General features: G+C 61.4%; 22 protein-coding genes. 2 read left to right on the forward strand and 20 right to left on the reverse strand.

The genetic code is table 11. The features are described 5' to 3' along the window. Positions 1 to 63: 63 nt before the first annotated feature. The 16 genes from HOY44_RS20275 to HOY44_RS20350 form a co-directional block, all read right to left on the reverse strand. Positions 64 to 627, reverse strand: a complete 564-nt coding sequence (locus HOY44_RS20275; RefSeq protein WP_017467933.1) for a hypothetical protein — start codon at positions 625 to 627, stop codon at positions 64 to 66. A gap of 594 nt (positions 628 to 1,221) precedes the next feature. Next, positions 1,222 to 2,301, reverse strand: a complete 1,080-nt coding sequence (locus HOY44_RS20280) for a TrbL/VirB6 family protein (RefSeq protein WP_088626507.1) — start codon at positions 2,299 to 2,301, stop codon at positions 1,222 to 1,224. A 6-nt stretch (positions 2,302 to 2,307) separates the two neighbouring features. Further along, positions 2,308 to 2,712, reverse strand: a complete 405-nt coding sequence (locus HOY44_RS20285) for a hypothetical protein (RefSeq protein ID WP_088626508.1) — start codon at positions 2,710 to 2,712, stop codon at positions 2,308 to 2,310. Next, a complete protein-coding gene (locus tag HOY44_RS20290; protein ID WP_017468583.1) occupies positions 2,709 to 2,900 on the reverse strand; it encodes a hypothetical protein in 192 nt (63 codons plus the stop codon). The genes HOY44_RS20285 and HOY44_RS20290 overlap by 4 nt, the downstream gene beginning before the upstream one ends. Next, a complete protein-coding gene (locus HOY44_RS20295) occupies positions 2,897 to 3,886 on the reverse strand; it encodes an ATPase, T2SS/T4P/T4SS family (protein WP_088626509.1) in 990 nt (329 codons plus the stop codon). The genes HOY44_RS20290 and HOY44_RS20295 overlap by 4 nt, the downstream gene beginning before the upstream one ends. A gap of 1 nt (position 3,887) precedes the next feature. Continuing rightward, positions 3,888 to 5,264 (reverse strand): TraB/TrbI/VirB10 family type IV secretion system protein, encoded by a 1,377-nt coding sequence (locus HOY44_RS20300; protein ID WP_088626510.1) that lies wholly within the window; start codon positions 5,262 to 5,264, stop codon positions 3,888 to 3,890. Continuing rightward, positions 5,261 to 5,929 (reverse strand): TrbG/VirB9 family P-type conjugative transfer protein, encoded by a 669-nt coding sequence (locus HOY44_RS20305; RefSeq protein ID WP_036051669.1) that lies wholly within the window; start codon positions 5,927 to 5,929, stop codon positions 5,261 to 5,263. The genes HOY44_RS20300 and HOY44_RS20305 overlap by 4 nt, the downstream gene beginning before the upstream one ends. A 123-nt stretch (positions 5,930 to 6,052) precedes the next feature. Beyond that, a complete protein-coding gene (locus HOY44_RS20310; protein WP_088626511.1) occupies positions 6,053 to 6,709 on the reverse strand; it encodes a VirB8 family type IV secretion system protein in 657 nt (218 codons plus the stop codon). A 10-nt stretch (positions 6,710 to 6,719) separates the two neighbouring features. Then, positions 6,720 to 7,547 (reverse strand): type IV secretion system protein, encoded by an 828-nt coding sequence (locus HOY44_RS20315; RefSeq protein WP_223228094.1) that lies wholly within the window; start codon positions 7,545 to 7,547, stop codon positions 6,720 to 6,722. Next, positions 7,547 to 8,680, reverse strand: coding sequence for a lytic transglycosylase domain-containing protein (locus tag HOY44_RS20320; protein ID WP_407943664.1), 1,134 nt, complete (start codon positions 8,678 to 8,680; stop codon positions 7,547 to 7,549). Before HOY44_RS20320 ends, HOY44_RS20315 begins: the two co-directional genes overlap by 1 nt. Positions 8,681 to 8,690: 10 nt before the next feature. Continuing rightward, the gene (locus HOY44_RS20325; protein WP_171043047.1) at positions 8,691 to 8,858 is read right to left on the reverse strand and encodes a hypothetical protein; all 168 of its coding nucleotides are present in this window, start codon (positions 8,856 to 8,858) and stop codon (positions 8,691 to 8,693) included. Further along, positions 8,855 to 11,230 carry a VirB4 family type IV secretion/conjugal transfer ATPase gene (locus HOY44_RS20330; protein ID WP_287437411.1) on the reverse strand — a complete coding sequence of 792 codons (2,376 nt, stop codon included), beginning with the start codon at positions 11,228 to 11,230 and terminating at the stop codon, positions 8,855 to 8,857. The genes HOY44_RS20325 and HOY44_RS20330 overlap by 4 nt, the downstream gene beginning before the upstream one ends. Continuing rightward, positions 11,220 to 11,498, reverse strand: coding sequence for a VirB3 family type IV secretion system protein (locus HOY44_RS20335; RefSeq protein ID WP_121066923.1), 279 nt, complete (start codon positions 11,496 to 11,498; stop codon positions 11,220 to 11,222). The genes HOY44_RS20330 and HOY44_RS20335 overlap by 11 nt, the downstream gene beginning before the upstream one ends. Positions 11,499 to 11,510: 12 nt before the next feature. Next, the gene (locus HOY44_RS20340; RefSeq protein ID WP_071974362.1) at positions 11,511 to 11,801 is read right to left on the reverse strand and encodes a TrbC/VirB2 family type IV secretion system protein; all 291 of its coding nucleotides are present in this window, start codon (positions 11,799 to 11,801) and stop codon (positions 11,511 to 11,513) included. Beyond that, positions 11,798 to 12,418 (reverse strand): lytic transglycosylase domain-containing protein, encoded by a 621-nt coding sequence (locus HOY44_RS20345; protein ID WP_071974361.1) that lies wholly within the window; start codon positions 12,416 to 12,418, stop codon positions 11,798 to 11,800. Before HOY44_RS20345 ends, HOY44_RS20340 begins: the two co-directional genes overlap by 4 nt. Positions 12,419 to 12,461: 43 nt before the next feature. Continuing rightward, positions 12,462 to 12,818 carry a hypothetical protein gene (locus tag HOY44_RS20350; RefSeq protein WP_028093938.1) on the reverse strand — a complete coding sequence of 119 codons (357 nt, stop codon included), beginning with the start codon at positions 12,816 to 12,818 and terminating at the stop codon, positions 12,462 to 12,464. Between the two features lie 144 nt (positions 12,819 to 12,962). Between HOY44_RS20350 and HOY44_RS20355 the strand changes: the two genes are divergently transcribed. Together HOY44_RS20355 and HOY44_RS20360 are read left to right on the forward strand one after the other, a co-directional pair. Next, on the forward strand, positions 12,963 to 13,283 hold the full coding sequence (locus HOY44_RS20355) for a hypothetical protein (protein WP_017467345.1): 321 nt from the start codon (positions 12,963 to 12,965) through the stop codon (positions 13,281 to 13,283). Between the two features lie 156 nt (positions 13,284 to 13,439). Beyond that, positions 13,440 to 13,697 carry a helix-turn-helix domain-containing protein gene (locus HOY44_RS20360; RefSeq protein ID WP_017467344.1) on the forward strand — a complete coding sequence of 86 codons (258 nt, stop codon included), beginning with the start codon at positions 13,440 to 13,442 and terminating at the stop codon, positions 13,695 to 13,697. A 141-nt stretch (positions 13,698 to 13,838) separates the two neighbouring features. Here HOY44_RS20360 and HOY44_RS20365 read toward each other — a convergent pair whose 3' ends face one another. The 4 genes from HOY44_RS20365 to HOY44_RS20380 all read right to left on the reverse strand — a co-directional run bounded on the left by HOY44_RS20365 (position 13,839) and on the right by HOY44_RS20380 (position 16,752). Next, complete coding sequence (locus tag HOY44_RS20365; protein WP_171043048.1) at positions 13,839 to 14,585, reverse strand: hypothetical protein; 747 nt, start codon at positions 14,583 to 14,585, stop codon at positions 13,839 to 13,841. A gap of 126 nt (positions 14,586 to 14,711) precedes the next feature. Next, positions 14,712 to 14,948, reverse strand: coding sequence for a hypothetical protein (locus HOY44_RS20370; protein WP_138424252.1), 237 nt, complete (start codon positions 14,946 to 14,948; stop codon positions 14,712 to 14,714). 217 nt (positions 14,949 to 15,165) lie between these two features. Next, positions 15,166 to 15,984, reverse strand: a complete 819-nt coding sequence (locus HOY44_RS20375) for an MBL fold metallo-hydrolase (RefSeq protein WP_138424331.1) — start codon at positions 15,982 to 15,984, stop codon at positions 15,166 to 15,168. 201 nt (positions 15,985 to 16,185) lie between these two features. Then, on the reverse strand, positions 16,186 to 16,752 hold the full coding sequence (locus HOY44_RS20380) for a biotin transporter BioY (RefSeq protein ID WP_287437421.1): 567 nt from the start codon (positions 16,750 to 16,752) through the stop codon (positions 16,186 to 16,188). Positions 16,753 to 16,776: the final 24 nt, after the last annotated feature.

Raw genomic sequence — 16,776 nt, forward strand, 5'->3', positions numbered from 1 at the left:
TGCGGGCGACACGAAAGAATGTCGCGATGGTGTCTTGTGGCCACGGCCTTGAGCCGACCATTGTCACGGGTGAAGAAAGCCAGGGTCGTCGCGCTCTGGTCGAGGGGCTCGCTCAATCGTCGCAGGGTCGATCTCACGCATCGTCAACTGGGCGTTCACCCTGCGGGCCGCGGGGCCCGCACGAAACCACTTCGCGGCGGAAGCCAGGTTAAAGCGCGGACGACGCTGCCCCTTTGCCGGGTTTGCGGCCTCCATCAGAACCTCGATCATTTCATCGATGCGGTAGAGGCCACCCGCAACGGGGAGGGGCATCTTGCGTTGCTGGAGCGCCTGTCGCTTTATCTCGAGCTTCTCGGCGACATCCGCGAGAGACACCAGGTCGGGACGGACCTCGCGCAGGACTGTGCCTTGCGGCAGCGCCTTGATCAGAGCCCGCGCCGCTTCAAGGATCGCGCTCTCGGCCTCATCCCCTTCAAGTTCCAGTTCTACACCCAGAAGACCGGCGTGACCGGTGCCCACGAGCGCATCTTCAAAACCCGCCTCGAAGATCGCGTCAGAGAGCGAAAACGCATCGTGCTCTCCGTCGGGGAGTGCAAAGACCAGTTCGAATTCGAATTCTTCAGCCATTGGCATTACCTTCGTCGTTCTTCTGAAGCTTCACGCAGGCCAGGGCCTACTGTCGGATCTTTTTCGCGAACTGCTGTGGATTCTTCGGGGTCGACCAGACAGACATCTGACAAAACTCGCCACAGCGGCAATCCTTATCGTTGGCCGGGCATCGGAGGACCCCCCACGCGTGCCCCTTGCCCTCAATAAGGTTCCATCCCAGCTCTTCGAGCTCCTGGATGACGGCCTCGATTTCCTTTGATGTGTGCTTCTTCCTTGGCACCTTAGATACTCCACCCTCTTAAATTGTCAAGTGACAAGTTAATGCTTCGACTAAAACATCGCTGCAATTTGCTGCCCGCTACCGGCAATTTCTCATAGGAAGCTTGCAATCACGCGCTTTGATCTGAGAAGGGGATACAGGACGGACGTCCCAGACAGCAACACCGGCGCTGATGCCTTAGCGCCTGATCCTATAGCAGTGTGGCGTCCCCAGACGCAGCACGATGCCACCAACGCAAAACCATTCATGCTGTTTGTCATGATCCCAGCAGGCAGCAAAGATTTTGCCCGCGGACAGCCTGTTCCCGGTAGAATTGCTTCGTCCGGTTTGCGCTACCGTCGACCCAGCCTGCTTAGCCGTGCCAGTTGCGCAAGCATGTGTGCACCGGTGCCAGATGAGTCGCCTGAAGGTGCAGCCGGCGCACCACCCGCGGCATTAGGGCGGGTCGGGAGCGCCTGTACGCCGAGAAACTGCCTAGCCCGAAGCGCGGCATATTCGGCGCCTGTCGCGCCTCCGATGGCGTATCGGTTATAGACTTGCTGACTTCCTGCCAAGCCTCGGGCGAAGGCGAAGCTTCCGCCAAAGCCCGCCGAAAGCGCCGGCATCATGATGTTTCCGGAGACCGACCGGACGATGAAGGGCGTGGCGATGATGAACCCCTTGGCCATGAGGACCATCATGAAGAAGGGCAGGAGGGCGCCAATGTTCGAAGCCCCCTCCGGATCACCAAGTTCGGCGAGCAATGCGCGCGAAACCCCGGTGATCGTCGCGAAAACGCCGGCGATGACGATGGGGTAGATCGCGAAGGAGATCAGCGCCGAGAGCCAGCGCGCGAAATAATCCTTGGTCACCTCGAAGAGGGTCAGGAAGATCATCACTGGAGCTATCCCGATCAAAAGCGTGATCATGAGCCTGGAGGCGACGACAATGAAGGCTGCCAGCCCTCCGAGGATCGAGAGCAGGAGAACGCCGAGCGTGTCGAGAAGCGCGCCAGCCATCCAGTTCAGCTCGGAGCCAGCTGCGTTCAGGTAATCCCCGAGCGCCGCGATGAGCTGATCGAATTCCTCGGCGAAAGTCCCAGACGGACCTGGCGTCCCGCCGCCGACCGACGCGACCAGCGATCCGGCGATGCTGTCTATCCCGTTCAGTATGGCGGATGCGAGTGCGTTGAACTGGACCCAGTTGGTCGAAAATATACCAATCAGGCCGATCTTCACGGCGAGCCAGAAGGCGGTCCGGCCGTCCATGGACCGGTATTGGTAGATCATGTTGAGACAGACGAGGATGACCACGAGCGTCGTTCCGAGGACCAGCATCGTTCCGACCGTGGCGGCCACGGCCCCGAACTGGGTTTCCGCCGCCGAGTCCAGATAGCCTTCGGCCGTTTCCACGAAATACGCGACGACGCTCATGACCCGCTACCAGTTGCCGGCCGCTTCGCAGATCGGCATGGCCTGCTTTCGGAGATCGTTCGCCCGTCGGCGATAGTCTGACGTCGCCTCGACCACGCTCCAATAGTCAGCCGCGGAATAGCGATCAAAATAGACGGCTTCGGCGGCCTCCCAGGACGGATACCGGGTGGCGCAGGTGCAGCTTTGCGCGTCGACGATGCGTCCCATGCTCTGAAACCGGTAGATTTGCTGGACCAGGAGCCGCTTGTAGGCGTCGCGAGCCTCGGTGTCTCGCATCCAATCCGGCTCGGGCGGCTGATCGGGGCAGACATCGGGTTGATTGTCGAGCGTCGGGACCAGGTTGCGCTCGGCAGACGCGATGGTGCCCGACATAAGAAGGAAAGAACAGGCGAGAGCGAGAGCACGTGTCATGTCGCCGTCTCCGTCGGCCGGTCCGCGACCTCACGCTTGAGGAACGCGGTATAGCCATAATCGCCCGCCTCGGCGGAGATCACCTCCCAGCCTTCGGCGCCCCGTTCGTTCAGGGCGCGCCGCATGTCTTCATAGTCCTTCTGCTTCTTCACCTTGCAGAAGAGGATGTCGTACTCAAACCGCTTCATGCCTTGCACCTTTCCTGTAATTCGGTCCCGGGGAGATAGAATTCGGTGATGCCGCGTTGGCCGTCCTCGCGGCCCGCCTGGATGATCACGTCGATCGAGCTTTCGATGTATTGGACCATGTCCTGGTAGGTCATCGGGATCTCGGTCTTGAGCGCCGCGATGGCGAGACGCTGGACGGCGAGCTGCGGAGTTTCGGCATGGAGGGTTGTCATCGAACCGCCATGGCCGGTGTTGATCGCCTCTAGGAAGGTCATCGCCTCCTTGCCGCGGACCTCACCGAGGATGATCCGGTCGGGCCTCATGCGCAGCGTTGCGGTCAGAAGCACATCGGCGGATTGGAACTCAGCGTCCCGGTTGGCGATCAGGGTCACCGCGTTCGGCTGGGCCGGGAGCAACTCTGCGGCTTCCTCGATAGTGACGATCCGTTCCTCGTCGGGAACATAGGAGAGGATTTTCCGAGCCGCGACGGTCTTACCGGTCGAGGTGCCGCCGGAGACGATCATGTTGAGCTTGTTCTCGACGCAGAAGCGGATGGCGGCGTAGATGTCACCGGAGGTGACGACCTCGCGCAGCGCGCGGTTTTTCTCCTGGCGCAGTTCGTCGAGCTTGCGTTCCTCGCCATAAAGGAAGCGGAGTTCGATCTTATCGAGCGGCAGGCTCGAGAAAAAGCGGAGCGAGATCGACATGCCCGCGAGCACAGCAGGTGGGGTCACGACCTGGGCACGGATCGGGCGATCACGATAGGTGATCGAGACCGAGACGATGGGCTTGTCTTTGCTCATTGTCGTGTTGGCTGAGGAGGCGATCTGGTTGCCAAGATCGCGCACCTCCGTAACCGACAGTCGCTGATCCAGTGCTCGCATGAAGTGGTCCCCCTGGAACTCACCCCAGCAAGAGCCATCCGGGTTGATGCATATCTCGATGACGTCATCGCGGGCGGCGTCCTTCAGCTTATCGAGCGAGGTCTGGAGGTAGGAGAGCGTCATCTCAGAAAATCTCCAGATCCCGGTCGACCATGACGGTGACGCGGGCACCCTGATCGACATAGATGACCGGGCCAATGGAGAGATATTCACCGATCACGCTGTCGGTGGCATCGGCCAAGTCATCGCCCACATCTTCAAGTACGTCCGCGGTGGTCTCATCCTCGACCTGGGCGGCGGCCACACTCGGGGCGGCCGAAATGATCGAAATCAGCGCGGCTGAGCCGAACCGCTCGTCAAAGCGGGTATCGACGAAGCCAGTGACACCCGAACGGCCCAACTCGTCTCCCCCGAAGGAGCTTATCTGGACGGTCTGGTTGTTTGGCAGGACAATCCGGTCCCAGGCGATGGTGACGCGCTTCTGGGCTATCTCGATGCCGGAGCGGTAGCGTCCAATAAGGCGCGAGCCGCGCGGGATCAGGAGCCGTGAGCCGTCATAGCTGAAGACGTCTTCGGAGATGATGGCACGGGTCTGTCCGGGGAGCGAGCTGTCGAGTGCGGTCTCCATCACGGCCTGGATCATCGTGCCCTGAATGACCGTGTTCGAGGGATTTGCGATGACTTCGGCTTGTGTGATGGCGCTCGGCAACGCGCCGTTCAGCACGAAGTCTGTCACCTCGCCGAAGGTGCGTTCGGTGAGTTCTGTCTCGCCCGCATTGGCGCCGCCCGTTCCGCCGAAGGCGATAACGGGGGAGGAAATCCGCCGTTCCTGGAAGGCACGCTCCTCCTCGGCCCGGCGTTGCAGCTCGGCCAGCCGCCGCGCCTCTTCCTCACGTCGCATCCGCTCATCTTCGCGGGCGCGCAACTCTTCGTCGGTGGGTCCGAGCGGGGCGGGTGCCGGCTTGTTGGCCTCCAGCCGCGCGAGGTCCAGGTCCATACGCAGCTGTTGCAGCTCCCGATCTCGTGCGGCGAGTTCGGTCTGGAATTGTTCCTGAGCATTCTCGGAGGCGTCCTGTAGGGCTGCGATCCGTGCGGTCAGGGCATCGATCGCCTCCGCTGCCGCGCTGTCCGCCCCGGCGTCCGGCGCGTCGCGCAGTTCCTCGATCTGGGCCTGGAGTGCGGCGATCTGCGCCAAAAGTTCGGCGTTGGGTTCTGGTTCGACGAGAACGATCTCGGGTTCCGGGGCGGGCGGCGGCACGAAGGGTTCGATCTCTCCGAACCCGTCACCCTCGGTTTGGAACTCGTCCGGGGTGGCCGTCGGCAGGGCGACCTCTTCCCCCGGGCCCGAAAACAGCAAGAGGACCAAGCCGCCCGCCAGGATGAGCCCTGCGAGGAGGAGGGCGAGGAGCGGTGAGCGGTGTTTCGGGGCGGGTCCGTGGCGCGGGTTGCCCCGTTCGAGCGCAGCAAGACGCTGTTCGAGATCCGGGTTGTTGTCACTCATGAGGCGGCCTCCGCGGGCGGCGTCGCCTCGATACACACCACGTCCTCGCCCAGACGCAGCACCCATTGGCGCCCCACGCCCGAGACACGGATCACACCGTCTTCGACCGCGCCTGTGTTCACCGTGCGCTCGCGCCCGTTCGTGTAACGGAAGATCGCCGGGACGGGTGCGTTCCGTGGGAAGGCGAAATAGGTGAAGGTGCCGTCGTCCCAGACCCGGGTCGGCGTGAACTCCGTCCGTGCGCTGGCCCCGTAATTGGTGTTTGGCGCGGCGCGTGCGATGGCGTCGGCCGAGCGGCGATTGTCTTGCGGGTAGCGGAATTGCACGACATAGAAGGTTGGGCTCGAGACCTCGTTCACGTTGAAATAGTAACTCCGTCTGTTGGTGTAGACGGTCACGTTGGTATGGACGCCGCGGGCGACAGGTTTGATCGCAAAGGCGCGACCACCTGGGACGCCGTCGATCTCAAATCCTTCCGTGTCGCCGGCGATGATTGAGCGGATGCTCTCGCCTGTCCCGAACTCGATGGTCGTGACATGGGTCAGGGAAACGTTCAGCCTGTAGACCTGGCCTTCCTGGTAGGACGCGACCCGCACGCGGTGGTCGTTGGGTCCCCCGCGCGGGATCGCCTCGGCTGACGCGTGGGGCGTAAACAGCGAGACCATCAAAAAGGCCGCGACGAACGCCCGGGCGTGTGCGGTGTGTTTCGCATTGTTATTGCCCTGCCGCTTCTGACGTATGTGGGACGTTGGCAAGGCGTTCTCTGAATTCTTTTTGGTGAAACGCACTTACTGGTTCTCCAATCTGTCCGAGCGGATCGCATATTCGACGACGGTGAAGCCAAACGGGTTGGTCCAAACCTGGTCGATGGAGCGGCTCTCCTCGGGGCGGAACTCGAAGAGGAGCGTCGCGGTGAAGAGGCCCGCCTGAACCCCCTGGATCGAGGTCAGGCGCTTGCGAAGTCGCACCGTGGCCCGGTTGTTGCCGATCAGGTTGATGCTGAGAATCTCCACGTCGAGGCGGGCGTTGGGTCCATAGACGGTCGGGGGATAGTCGGCATTGGCCGAATTCCAGATCTGGCGCAGTGAGGCCCCTGCGGCACGGTCCGAACGGCGCAACACGCTGCGGATACGCACGTCATTGTCGAGCTGGTTGTAAACCTCGCGGTCGGTCACGTAGCGGAAGACCTCCGCCTCGATAATGGCGCGGTTCTCGGTGACGGTGGTGGCCCCGACGGTGGCTTCGGGGAGGGCGAAGCCGGTGGCGGGATCGTAAGGTACCACTACAGGGGGCGGATCGACATCGAGGATGGACACGGCGGCCGCGCTGAGGCAGCCCAGGATGCCAAAGCCGAGGCCGAAAAGTCCCAGGCGCTGCCAGAGCCGTTCCCGTCTCAGCGCGCCGTAGACCAGTTCCTCCTCGATGATGGCGGTTTCTTCGTCCAACAATCAGTCCTCAATCCGCATTCAGTTCCGGGAGTGTGAACTCCATGAAGCGTTGTTCTTCGGCGATGGTGGCGGCATCGATCACGCCGCCGGTGCCATCTCCTACGGTCTGGATCGCTTCGAGCTGCCACATGGCGACGAGCGCGATGGCGAGCTCTGCCGTCACCCGCGTGTTGAGATCGACGCTCTCCTTGAGCTCATCCATGTCATCGATAAGCCCGACGAGCCGGTCGACACGTTCGAGCGATTGCCCGGCATCCTCGTAGCTGTTCTGGGCGGCGGCCGAGACCAGCGCGCCGGTCGTGGCCTGTGTCGCCACGCGCTCGGCCCCGGGATTGCCGCTGCGCGCCATTTCCGAGAGCGTGTCCTCGTCGAAGCCGAGATCGGCCAGCACCCGGTCCATCTGGGTTTCGATCTCGCTGGCACCGGATCCGGTGAGCCCGGAGAAATCCCCCGTCTTGATCGCCTCAATGGTGGCGATGATATCGCCGAACTCCTGGTCCAGGAGACCGTTCAATTCGTCCTCCATCTGTGTCCGGATGATCTCGGGCAGCTCTGCCAGACGGGTCAGCGCCTCATACGTTCGTTGTAGCTCGGCGAGCTGCTCCGTAAGCGTGGCAAGCTGTTCGCGGAGCTGCACGAGTTGCTCGTTTTGCAGGATCTCGTCCTCGATCATCTGCCGGAGCTGCTGGATGTTTTGGGCGATGTTCTGGGTGTCCACGACCGGCACGCCCTGGGCCAGGACGGGGGGATTGGTCACGAAAGGCGAGCAAAGCGCCAAGACGCTGGCCAGGGTCAACGTGCGAAGTGGTGCTGAAATGAACATTCTGCGGGGCATCAATCCAGATCCTCCAATGTGAACTCCATGAATTCGTTCTCGACCATGCGGGCCGCGGCCTGGGCCAGTTGCGCGGCACTGAGCGGCCGGGTCCGTGCGGCTTTCAGGCGAATGCGTGCGGCCATCAGCCGGACTAGTTCGGCGCGGGCATAGGTATTGAGCGCCATGCTCTCCTGGAGGTCCTCGGTGCCGCCGATCCGGGTGACGATGTCCTGGACGCGCAAGGCGGCTTGCCGGATGGCGGTGGGGGAATTGCTGCCGTAAAAGGCGGCCCCGAATCCGCTGAGCGAGAGATGGGCATTGGCGAGAAGCGCAGGGTCGATCGTGCCGAGCGCCTCGATGCCACCGATCCGCGCGAGGTAGAGATTGTAGCGTTCGGGGATGACCCTGACGTAGTGCCGGGTCTCCTTGAAGGGCGGTACGCCGCCATATTCGAACACCCGGCCCGGACCGGCGTTATAGGCCGCGAGCGCGTTGACGATGTTGCCGTCAAAGGTGGCGAGCTGCGCCGCGAGGTAGCGCGCGCCGCCTGTCACCTGCAGGTAGGGGCTTTCATAGTATTCCGGGTTGATACCGAGATCGCTCGCGGTGCCCGGCATGATCTGGGTGAGGCCGAAGGCGCCCACAGGCGAGCGTGCGCCGATGGAGAACCGGCTTTCCTGCCAGATGAGCGCCTGCAGGAGGGCGCGCCATTGCACGACGGAAAGACCGGCCCGCCCGACCCCGGGTTGCCCGTGGGTCTCCTGGGCGACCCGGATGATCAGCTGCTCGATGTTTTCGGCCGCATCCCCGAACATACCCGCGCCGCCCGGATTGGGATCGACATCGCCGGAGCCATAGACCGCCTCCGCGGACCGGTCCGGATCGCTGCCGCCACCCTCGAGGTCTGCGACCATGCCCGGCAGCCCCTGGCCACCGAAGCTCGTCTGCGCGTCGAGGATGGCGCGCAGCGTGGCGAGCTGTTCCCGTTCGATCTCGGTCAGCAACTCTTCGACGATGAGTTTCTCACGCTGGACGGCGAGGTCGGCGTCCCGGTCGCCCGTCTCGACGATATCGCGGGCCGTCAGCCCGGAATCGTTGGTGGGAACGCCCTGGGCGAGCGCGGCCGCCGGCAGGAGAGCCGCCAGGAGGATATGTGCGACCCTAGACCTCAACGCTGTCCTCCGGGTTTCCGATGGGTGTGAAGATGCAATCCGGCTCGGCGCGGTCGAGCGAGGCGCGGAAGGCGAAGCAGTTGGCCTGGGGTTCGCGATATTCGGCGCAGGACGAGAGAACGCCGAGCGCGGCGAGGAGGATGAGGGGTCGGATCATGAGAGCCTCCAGAAATCAGGTCTGTCGCGGTAGCCGGGGCCGACGAGAGCCTCGCCCTTCTCCATGCCGCCGAGGATGGTGAGGAGGGGGCCGAGGGCGGAGAGGTCGGCATCGACCACCACGGAGCCGCTGTCGTCGCGGATGAGGGCGAGACGGCTGTCGCTGCCGGTGTTCAGGAGCACGTCGAGTTCCTTCTCGAAGAGGTTCAGCATCGCGTAATCCGAGGCATGAGCGCGGATGTTGGGGAGCAGGATCTGGGTCGGCACCGCCTCGACGATGGTCTTGCCGGTGCGCGTGCGCTCTAACTGGCTCGCATATTGCGTCATCATCACCGCGACCGTGTTCTGCTTCCGGGCGGTCACCAGCCAGTTCGAGAGCCGTTCGGCAAAGTACGGGTTGTCGAGCGCCTTCCAGGCCTCGTCGATCACGATGATGGTGGGGCGACGGTCCTCGATCTCCCGCTCGATGCGGCGGAAAAGATAGGAGAGCACCGCCATGCGCTCCTTCTCGCTCTCGCTGTCGAGAATGCCGGTCAGGTCAAACCCCACGACATCGCCATCGAGGGAGAAGGTGTCCTCAAAGCTCTGGCCGAAGATCCAGCCGTAGCGGCCGTCCTCAGTCCATTCGAGAAGGCGTTGGTGCAGGTCGCCACTGTCGTCGGTCGAGACAAAGAGCGAGGCGAAATCCTTCCAGTTCCGAAGAGCGGGGTTACCGGCAGTGGCGTTCTGGCGAACGACCTCCTGGATGCGGTTGGTCTGGGCCGGGGTCAGGGGTTTATCCGAGCGATAAAGAAGCGAGGCGAGCCAATCCGAGAGCCATGCCGTGCCGCGCTCATCAATCTCGGTCCAGAGCGGGTTGAGGCCTGTCGCCTGTCCCGCCTTGATCGAGGCGTAGCGCCCGCCATTGGCGCGGACGGCCATCTCCATCCCGAGCCGATAATCAAAGACGAAGATGCGCGCGCCGACCCGGCGGGCTTGCGTCATGAGGAAGGCCGAGAGGACGGATTTGCCGGAACCGGGTCGGCCGAGAATGAGAGTATGTCCGCCAGTGGGCTCCTTCTCCGGCGAGCCTTGCTCGTGATAGGAAAACCGGTAGGCGCTCTGTTCCGGCGTCGGAAAGAGCGTGATCTCCTGGCCCCAGGGCAGTTGGTGTTTCTCCTTGCCGAGCTGCGTGCGATGAAGTGCCGCGAAATCCGCAAAGTTGCGGTTGGTGACAGCGCTGGCGCGGACCCGTTTCGGCTGGTTGCCCGGATGCTGGCTGAAATAATGCGACTTGGCCGCCATCCGCTCGCCGATCATCTTCACGCCCTCGGCGGCGGCGGCGTTCACGATCTCGGCTCCGAGGGTCTGCAGCTCGTCGAGACTGTCACAGAAAACGGTCACGACCATGTGGTGCGCGCCGAAGCTCTGGCGCTTGGCTTCGAGATCATCATGGGCGATGTCGAGCGCTTCGAGGAGTGAAAGCGCGGCATCCTGGGAGGCTTGCATCTGGCGCTTCTGGCGCTTTATCCGGCCTGCCATCAGGTTCGAATTGATCGGCGTGAAGGAATGGGTGACGATCATGTCGACCGGCAGGTTCAGCATGTCGAACATGGTGCAGGTCGTGCCTTCGGCATATTCGCCGATGGTGAAGCTCTTGCCGAAGCGGTGGCCGACAACGCCGTCCGATAGCTCGAAATGATCCTCGAGAAACGTGACCCGGGTGTTGGCGACGTTATAGGCGAGGAACCCGTAGCGGTTTGCGGGATAGAGCGGCAGTTCGCGGCCCGTGTTGAGCGCGCCGAGAAAACCGACAAGCTCGCCAGAGGCTGCTGAAAGGATGCGGGGCTTGAGTTCGGCGAGGCCGGAGGTGAAGACGCCGACCGCCTCCTTGAGACGACGGATCCGTTTCGCAGTCTCTTCCCTAAACCGCTCCGGCGCAGATCGGTTCACGAAGCCGAGGAAGCTTCTGGGCGGCGGGCGGTGGATGATGGTGAGTGTGAGGGTCTTGTCCCGGAGACCGGCCGAGGCGAGCTTTGCGCGCCAGGCATCATCCACCGCCGCCGCGAAGCCGTCGCCCCGGACCGGGAGCAGGTCCGGGGTGATCGACTTCGAGACCTTGTGCAAGTAGTAGCTGAACTCCGGCCCGAGCTGCGCGATGATCCGGGCGAAGAGCGCCGTCACCTTGTCGAGATAGGTATCGTCCGTGGTGTAGCTGTTCACCCCGCTCAGGCGGATGCATTGGAAGAGCTCGTTGGCACGCGTGCGGACCGTGTGGTCGTCCACGAGACTGACATAGGGCAGCATATGCGCGAGGCGCTTCTCGCGCGCATACCAATCCGGCATGAGGGTGCGTTCATCGACGGTCTCGCCCAGGGCTTCACTATGGCGCATAGCTGTCGCCCCCGTGGATGGACCGGTTCCGCGTCGGTGGGGTCTCCTGCAGAGACGTCATCATCACGTCGATGAACCGCGGGTCCCAATCCGCCGCTTTCCAGAGAACCGGATAGAGAACCGCCGCGATGCCCAGGACAACCAGGTGCTGCACCCACACGAAGAGCAGCACCGACCCGAAGAGCCAGATCATGGCATACATGATCGGCAGGCCGAGGAGCTTGGGCGGGCGTACGAGGCCCAGAAAGAGCGGCGATCGTTCGGCCACGTTCGCCTCCTCTCACGACCCGAAGACGGCGGCAACGATGGTCGGCGCGGCCGCAACACCCGCGATGCCCACCAGCACCCAGAGGGCTTGGCGCAGATCGATGATGTTGAAGAACCAGCTGAGGAACACTCCGAGGACCGCGAGGGTGGCGATGACGACGCCAAGCGGTCCGGTCAGCGCGTCCACGATGCCCTGTAATAAGCTCTGAATCGGTGAGAGGTCGATGCTCTGGGCCAGGGCCGGTTCTGCCGCAACGATGAGGAGAGCGGCAAGGGTGATCAGGGGGTTCGTCAATGGCTTCATGGGGACGCTCCTTCCAGCCGGTTGAAGACGGCCAGCACCCGCTGGACGTGGTTTTGGGTTTCTCGAAACGGTGGAATGCCGGAATGCTCGCGCACGGCGTCGGGTCCGGCATTGTAGGCGGCGAGCGCGAGGCGCGCGTCGCCAAACTCGGCCAACATCAGGGCGAGGTAACGCGCGGAGCCGTCGAGGTTCTGTTTCCAATCATGGGGGTCGACGGCAAGAGCGCGGGCTGTATCGGGCATCAACTGCCCGAGCCCGACCGCCCCGACATGGGAGACGGCGTGCGGATTGTACGCACTCTCGATCTCGATATTGGCGCGATAGAGGTGGAGCCAGTCCGTGACGGTGATATCGGCTGCACGGAGCCCAGGGTGGCTCGCATAGCGCAGTCCGGTCTCCTCGATCGCGGCGAGGATATCCGGGCGTGGTGTGAGCGCGCGAGGGATCATCGCCGCGACGCGCACCCCTTCACGTCGCTCAGTGCGGCGCTCCTCGCCCAAGATGCGCAACCCTTCTGAGGTCGAGCCAACGCCAACCCCGTCATTGTAGTTGCGCGCGAACCGCTCCTGGGCGCGCGACGGCGAAAGAGAACCGTCCCCCGCCATCACCAGGACCATGTCTGCCGATGCCGGGAGGCCCAGGTAGGAAAGGAAAAGGGCGCTAAGCCCGGCTGGCAGCCATCTCTTCGCTGGAGAGTTTGTGAACCGTCCGCTTGCCCTCTTCCAGAGGCACGTCGGCGTGCGAGAAACCGATCCCTTGCAGGAAGGAGATGACCCCGGTGACGGTCTTGATCTCGCGGATCTTGATGTCGTTGCGCGAGGTTCGGGTCCGGGCCGTGACCAGAAGTTTCTCGATCCCATCGTCGCTGACAGCGCGCATGATCCAGACCCCATGCCAGTTGGGGCCTTTCTTGAAGGCGTCCTCTTTGCAGACAACTTCGACGCGATAGCCGCTGGCGACCAGATCGCGGAATCTGGGTTCGGTGACCACATTCGGGGCTTCTTTTTCTAGGTCCATCACCCGGATCACGTTCTCCAATAGGGCGAATGACCAGGTTTCAGGTGTTGAAACCAAGCCATACGATCATATAGTATTGACGCACAAGATAAACTTTTGATGCGACAAGCGGATTCTTGCTCAACTAACGAATAGACGGTTCCCATGCATTTGATCAAGAAAATAAGGGGGTTGGACGCCCTCAGGTTGTGCGCATCGACCGTGGCACAAGCTATACTTCTGGTCACGTGCCTGCCGGGCCACGCCTTCGCCGCGTCCTGTTTGCCGCCGCCCAGGCCCTTCGTGCCGAGCGATTCCGAGGCCGCGCGGGACTATGCAGATCTCATCCGCAGCGACTTTGAACTCTACATCCGGGACATCCAGAGCTACTTTCGGTGCTTGGAGGAGGAGCGCGCCCGTGCGTTCGAAGAGGCGCGCGAGGTGAGCCAGGACTACGGTCGCTTCCTGGAGCTGGTGGACGAGTGATGTGACCGCGACCTTTCCAAAGGGTCGCCGCCTAGTGACATCCGGCCGTATCGGCGGCGTGCAATTCGGAGTCTCTATCATCACCTAAACGCCCATTATCCACTTTTTAGATAATCTATAAAGTAGATTAGCCCTGTCACAAGAGGTTTGTGACACGTGGCGAAAACGATCAGGAGTTCGGGACATGAGGCACTCCGCGACGCTTTGATTGCGGCGCGGAAGGCGGCTGGGTTAACGCAGGCCGAGCTCGCTTTGCGTCTCAGATGCCACCAGTCCTTCGTCGCCCGTCTCGAGAGCGGAGAGCGCAGGGTCGACGTAGTTGAGTTGATCGTGCTCGCGCGTGCTCTGCAGATCGATGCGGTTATGCTACTGGCAGCGGCCGAGGCGGCGACAGAACTCGATCACCGTATTTAGGGCGAGGTGATGGGCTCGTCTTCTCGGATGGTATGAGGAGATCGAGTCCCGGTGGGGCGGAAGAGAAATGATAACAATGGATTGTTATGGGGCGCTGCGCTGCACTGTCTCTAATACAGGTTTGGTGGAGAGAAAAACGTCTTAGTAGTTCACCTGCTCGAACCCGTAATTGCCCTCGTAGTCTCGCCAGTCGACGAAGACCGAGCGGTGATAGATGGAGGGACAATGATCGCCCCAACGTTCCAAGCCGACATGGGCCTCGGGCAACGTCGCGACGGACGAGCGAGACCAGGAAAAATCGCCCTGGGTTCCATAGGAACCGAGAAGGACGGTTTCGCTGCGGCTGCAGTCACTGTCACGGGATTCGTGTTGGCGCGCGTAGCGCACATCATAGACACGGATCGACCGGACGAAATTGAACTCTGGTCCGCTGATGTCGATGTCTGCTCGGTCCTGGATCAGATGAAATGCGAACCCGTCAGGATGCGGTAGAGGGTCGACGCCTTTCGACCGCACGGCGGCAGGCAAGAGGGCGCCAGATTTCTCGGGGTCAGATTCCGCAAGAGTCTGGGGCAGGGGAGAAGCGTTGGAGAAGAGGACGTCGAAGACATGCGGAGTACGGCCGGTGCCGTCTATAGGTTCGAAGGAGGCCCCCATGGGGCAACGCCAGATCTGCAGCGGAGGCTCGACAGGCCACGGCGTGATCCGACGGATGAACTCTGCACGCGCCCTTGAGCAGGGCTCTGATGCCGGCCAGCCGCCGGAGAGGCAGAGCAGGATGGCGCAATCGATCGGGTAGGTCTGTGCCGACGCCTTGGTCGAGGCGCCGAAGAGGGAAGCCGCGCTCACAATCGTTCCAAAAGTAAAATGTCGAAGGAAACTGCGCATGACGAGGTTCTCAGTCGGCTGATATGCGTATGTTGTGTGAAACAATAGTATACTATTGTAGGAATGTCAATGTTGCGGAATTTGTTTCTCGCCGTTTCCGGTTTAGGGCAGATCTGGTGAGATCGATCACCTGCGTGACAACCTTTCAAGGAGATCTGTGACCGCATCGTGGGTTACTGCCTTCGCGGCAGCGAGCATTTCCTTGCTAAGAGGTGGATCGATTTGGTCGGCTGCGCGCTCGGCGCCGAGCCAAAGTATGGACAGCTCTGATGTGTTCCATTGATAGACCCAGCCAACAGTTCGGCCTTCGGGACTGCGGATGAGTCGAGCGACCGGAGCCGCTTCTTCCTTGTCGATACTCACTGGTTCTTGTTCGCCTTTTCTGCTTCGGTTCTTCAGTCCTATTCGGCTGGGACGTTCCCGTGATCTGATCTCGGTCGAACTTATTCCTGGCTCGTTAAAAAGGGGCGACACCGACCGCGTCGGTGCCGCCAGAGGTTCGCCCACAGGGAGGTGGTAGAGGGCGAAACCTATTGAAAATATGTGGATTTCATTTCAACTATTTGGCGCATAATAACTCTTATGTTAATTTCCAGACCCCGCCATCTTGTACCACCCGCGACTCAGACAACAGCTTCTCCAGATGCGCCGCAACGTTTCGTCCTGCGGCCATTGCGATATGTGGGTCGGTTTTCTGGTAGACGGAAGCGGCGATATTCTGGACCGAATCCGGGGTGTTTAAGAGGTGGGCGAGGATCTCCGCCTCGCGACGCATGCGGTTGGAAAGCAACCGTTTGACGTAAGGTTGCGGATCCCGGAGTATAGGTCCGTGCCCCGGAAAGTAGATCCTATCATCGCGCTCAATCAGCCGCTGTAGCTGTGCGCAGTAGTCGTGCATGTTTCCGTCAGGGGGGCTGACGATCGAACTGTTCCAACTCATAACGTGGTCGCCCGTGAAGAGCACTCCGTCAGGTCTCGCGAAACAAAGGTGGTCGCTCGCGTGACCAGGTGTGTGCAGGACGGTAAGACCGGCAATGACCTGTCCGTCCTCCAGAAACCGGTCAGGTCGAAATGCATCGTCAGGGAATGCCCGTGAGGCATAAACAGGTGCGTCTGTCCGTGCTCGCAGGGCTGGGACGACTCCAAAATGATCAGAATGGTGGTGTGTGAGCAGAATCCCGGATGGTTTGGCCCCCAAATTCTCGATGATTGCCTCGAAATGTGTACTGTCTTCTGCTGGGCCGGGGTCGATTATGAACCGACCATCAGGCGTATCAATGATGTAGCTATTTGTCCCGTGGTAGGTCATCTTTCCGGGATTGTTCGCGACGATCCTCAGAATTCCAGGGCCCAATTCAACTCCCTTCGCGCGGCAAGGCTCCGGCTCTGAGAAAAACATGCTGCTTCTTTTCATTGTGTGCGACCAGGTATTGATTGCGAACAATTTGGTTCGCACAGTTTTGCGCATTGCTCTCGCATGGCGCCGGAAACCTCAGGCTGGCGTCCGATGCCTGTCAAATCCGGCATCGGACTATTTCAACTTACATTGGACCAGGCCCGTATGAGACTGAAACAGTCTGATACAGTCTTGGGCTGGCAGTCACACAGCGCGGCGATTATGGTAAGCAGTATACAGAACTACAGCAATTGTCGCCTTCGTCAGATCCCCGAGAAGGAACGGGTAAAGACCGGCGTTCAGCAACTTTTCGCCATATCCGACAAAGCCACCCAACCAGAGCAGCCCTGCGCAATACATGACTATCGAACCCAAAAAGACCGCGACAGATGCTCTGAACGCAGGCCGAAGTCCTTGCAGTGCTTGAACAATCCACCCGGCGGCGGCCGCCGCAAGTGCGAAGCCTACCAAGTATCCGCCTGTGGGACCCGCAATATACGCCGGTCCGGCCAGAGCCGGAGGCGTGCCTGCGAAGACCGGCAGGCCAAGCAGACCTTCAAAAAAGTATGTCACAACAACAAGACTACTGCGCACCGGCCCCAGGAAAAGGCCCAGACCCAAGACAACCAGGGTTTGTGTAGACATGGGAACCGGGTAGAACGGCACCACGATTTTGGCGGATAGTGTCAGAAGAATTGTGCCGACGAGAATTATCGAGATCTCTTGGGTAAGTTTTGCGAGTGTTTGGCTTTGAGTGGTTTCCAGATTCATCTTTTTCGTCCTTGTTTCTGTAGA

Origin of the sequence: Maritimibacter sp., from assembly GCF_016774595.1 — a bacterium.
In the GTDB taxonomy this organism is placed as follows: Bacteria; Pseudomonadota; Alphaproteobacteria; order Rhodobacterales; family Rhodobacteraceae; genus Maritimibacter; species Maritimibacter alkaliphilus.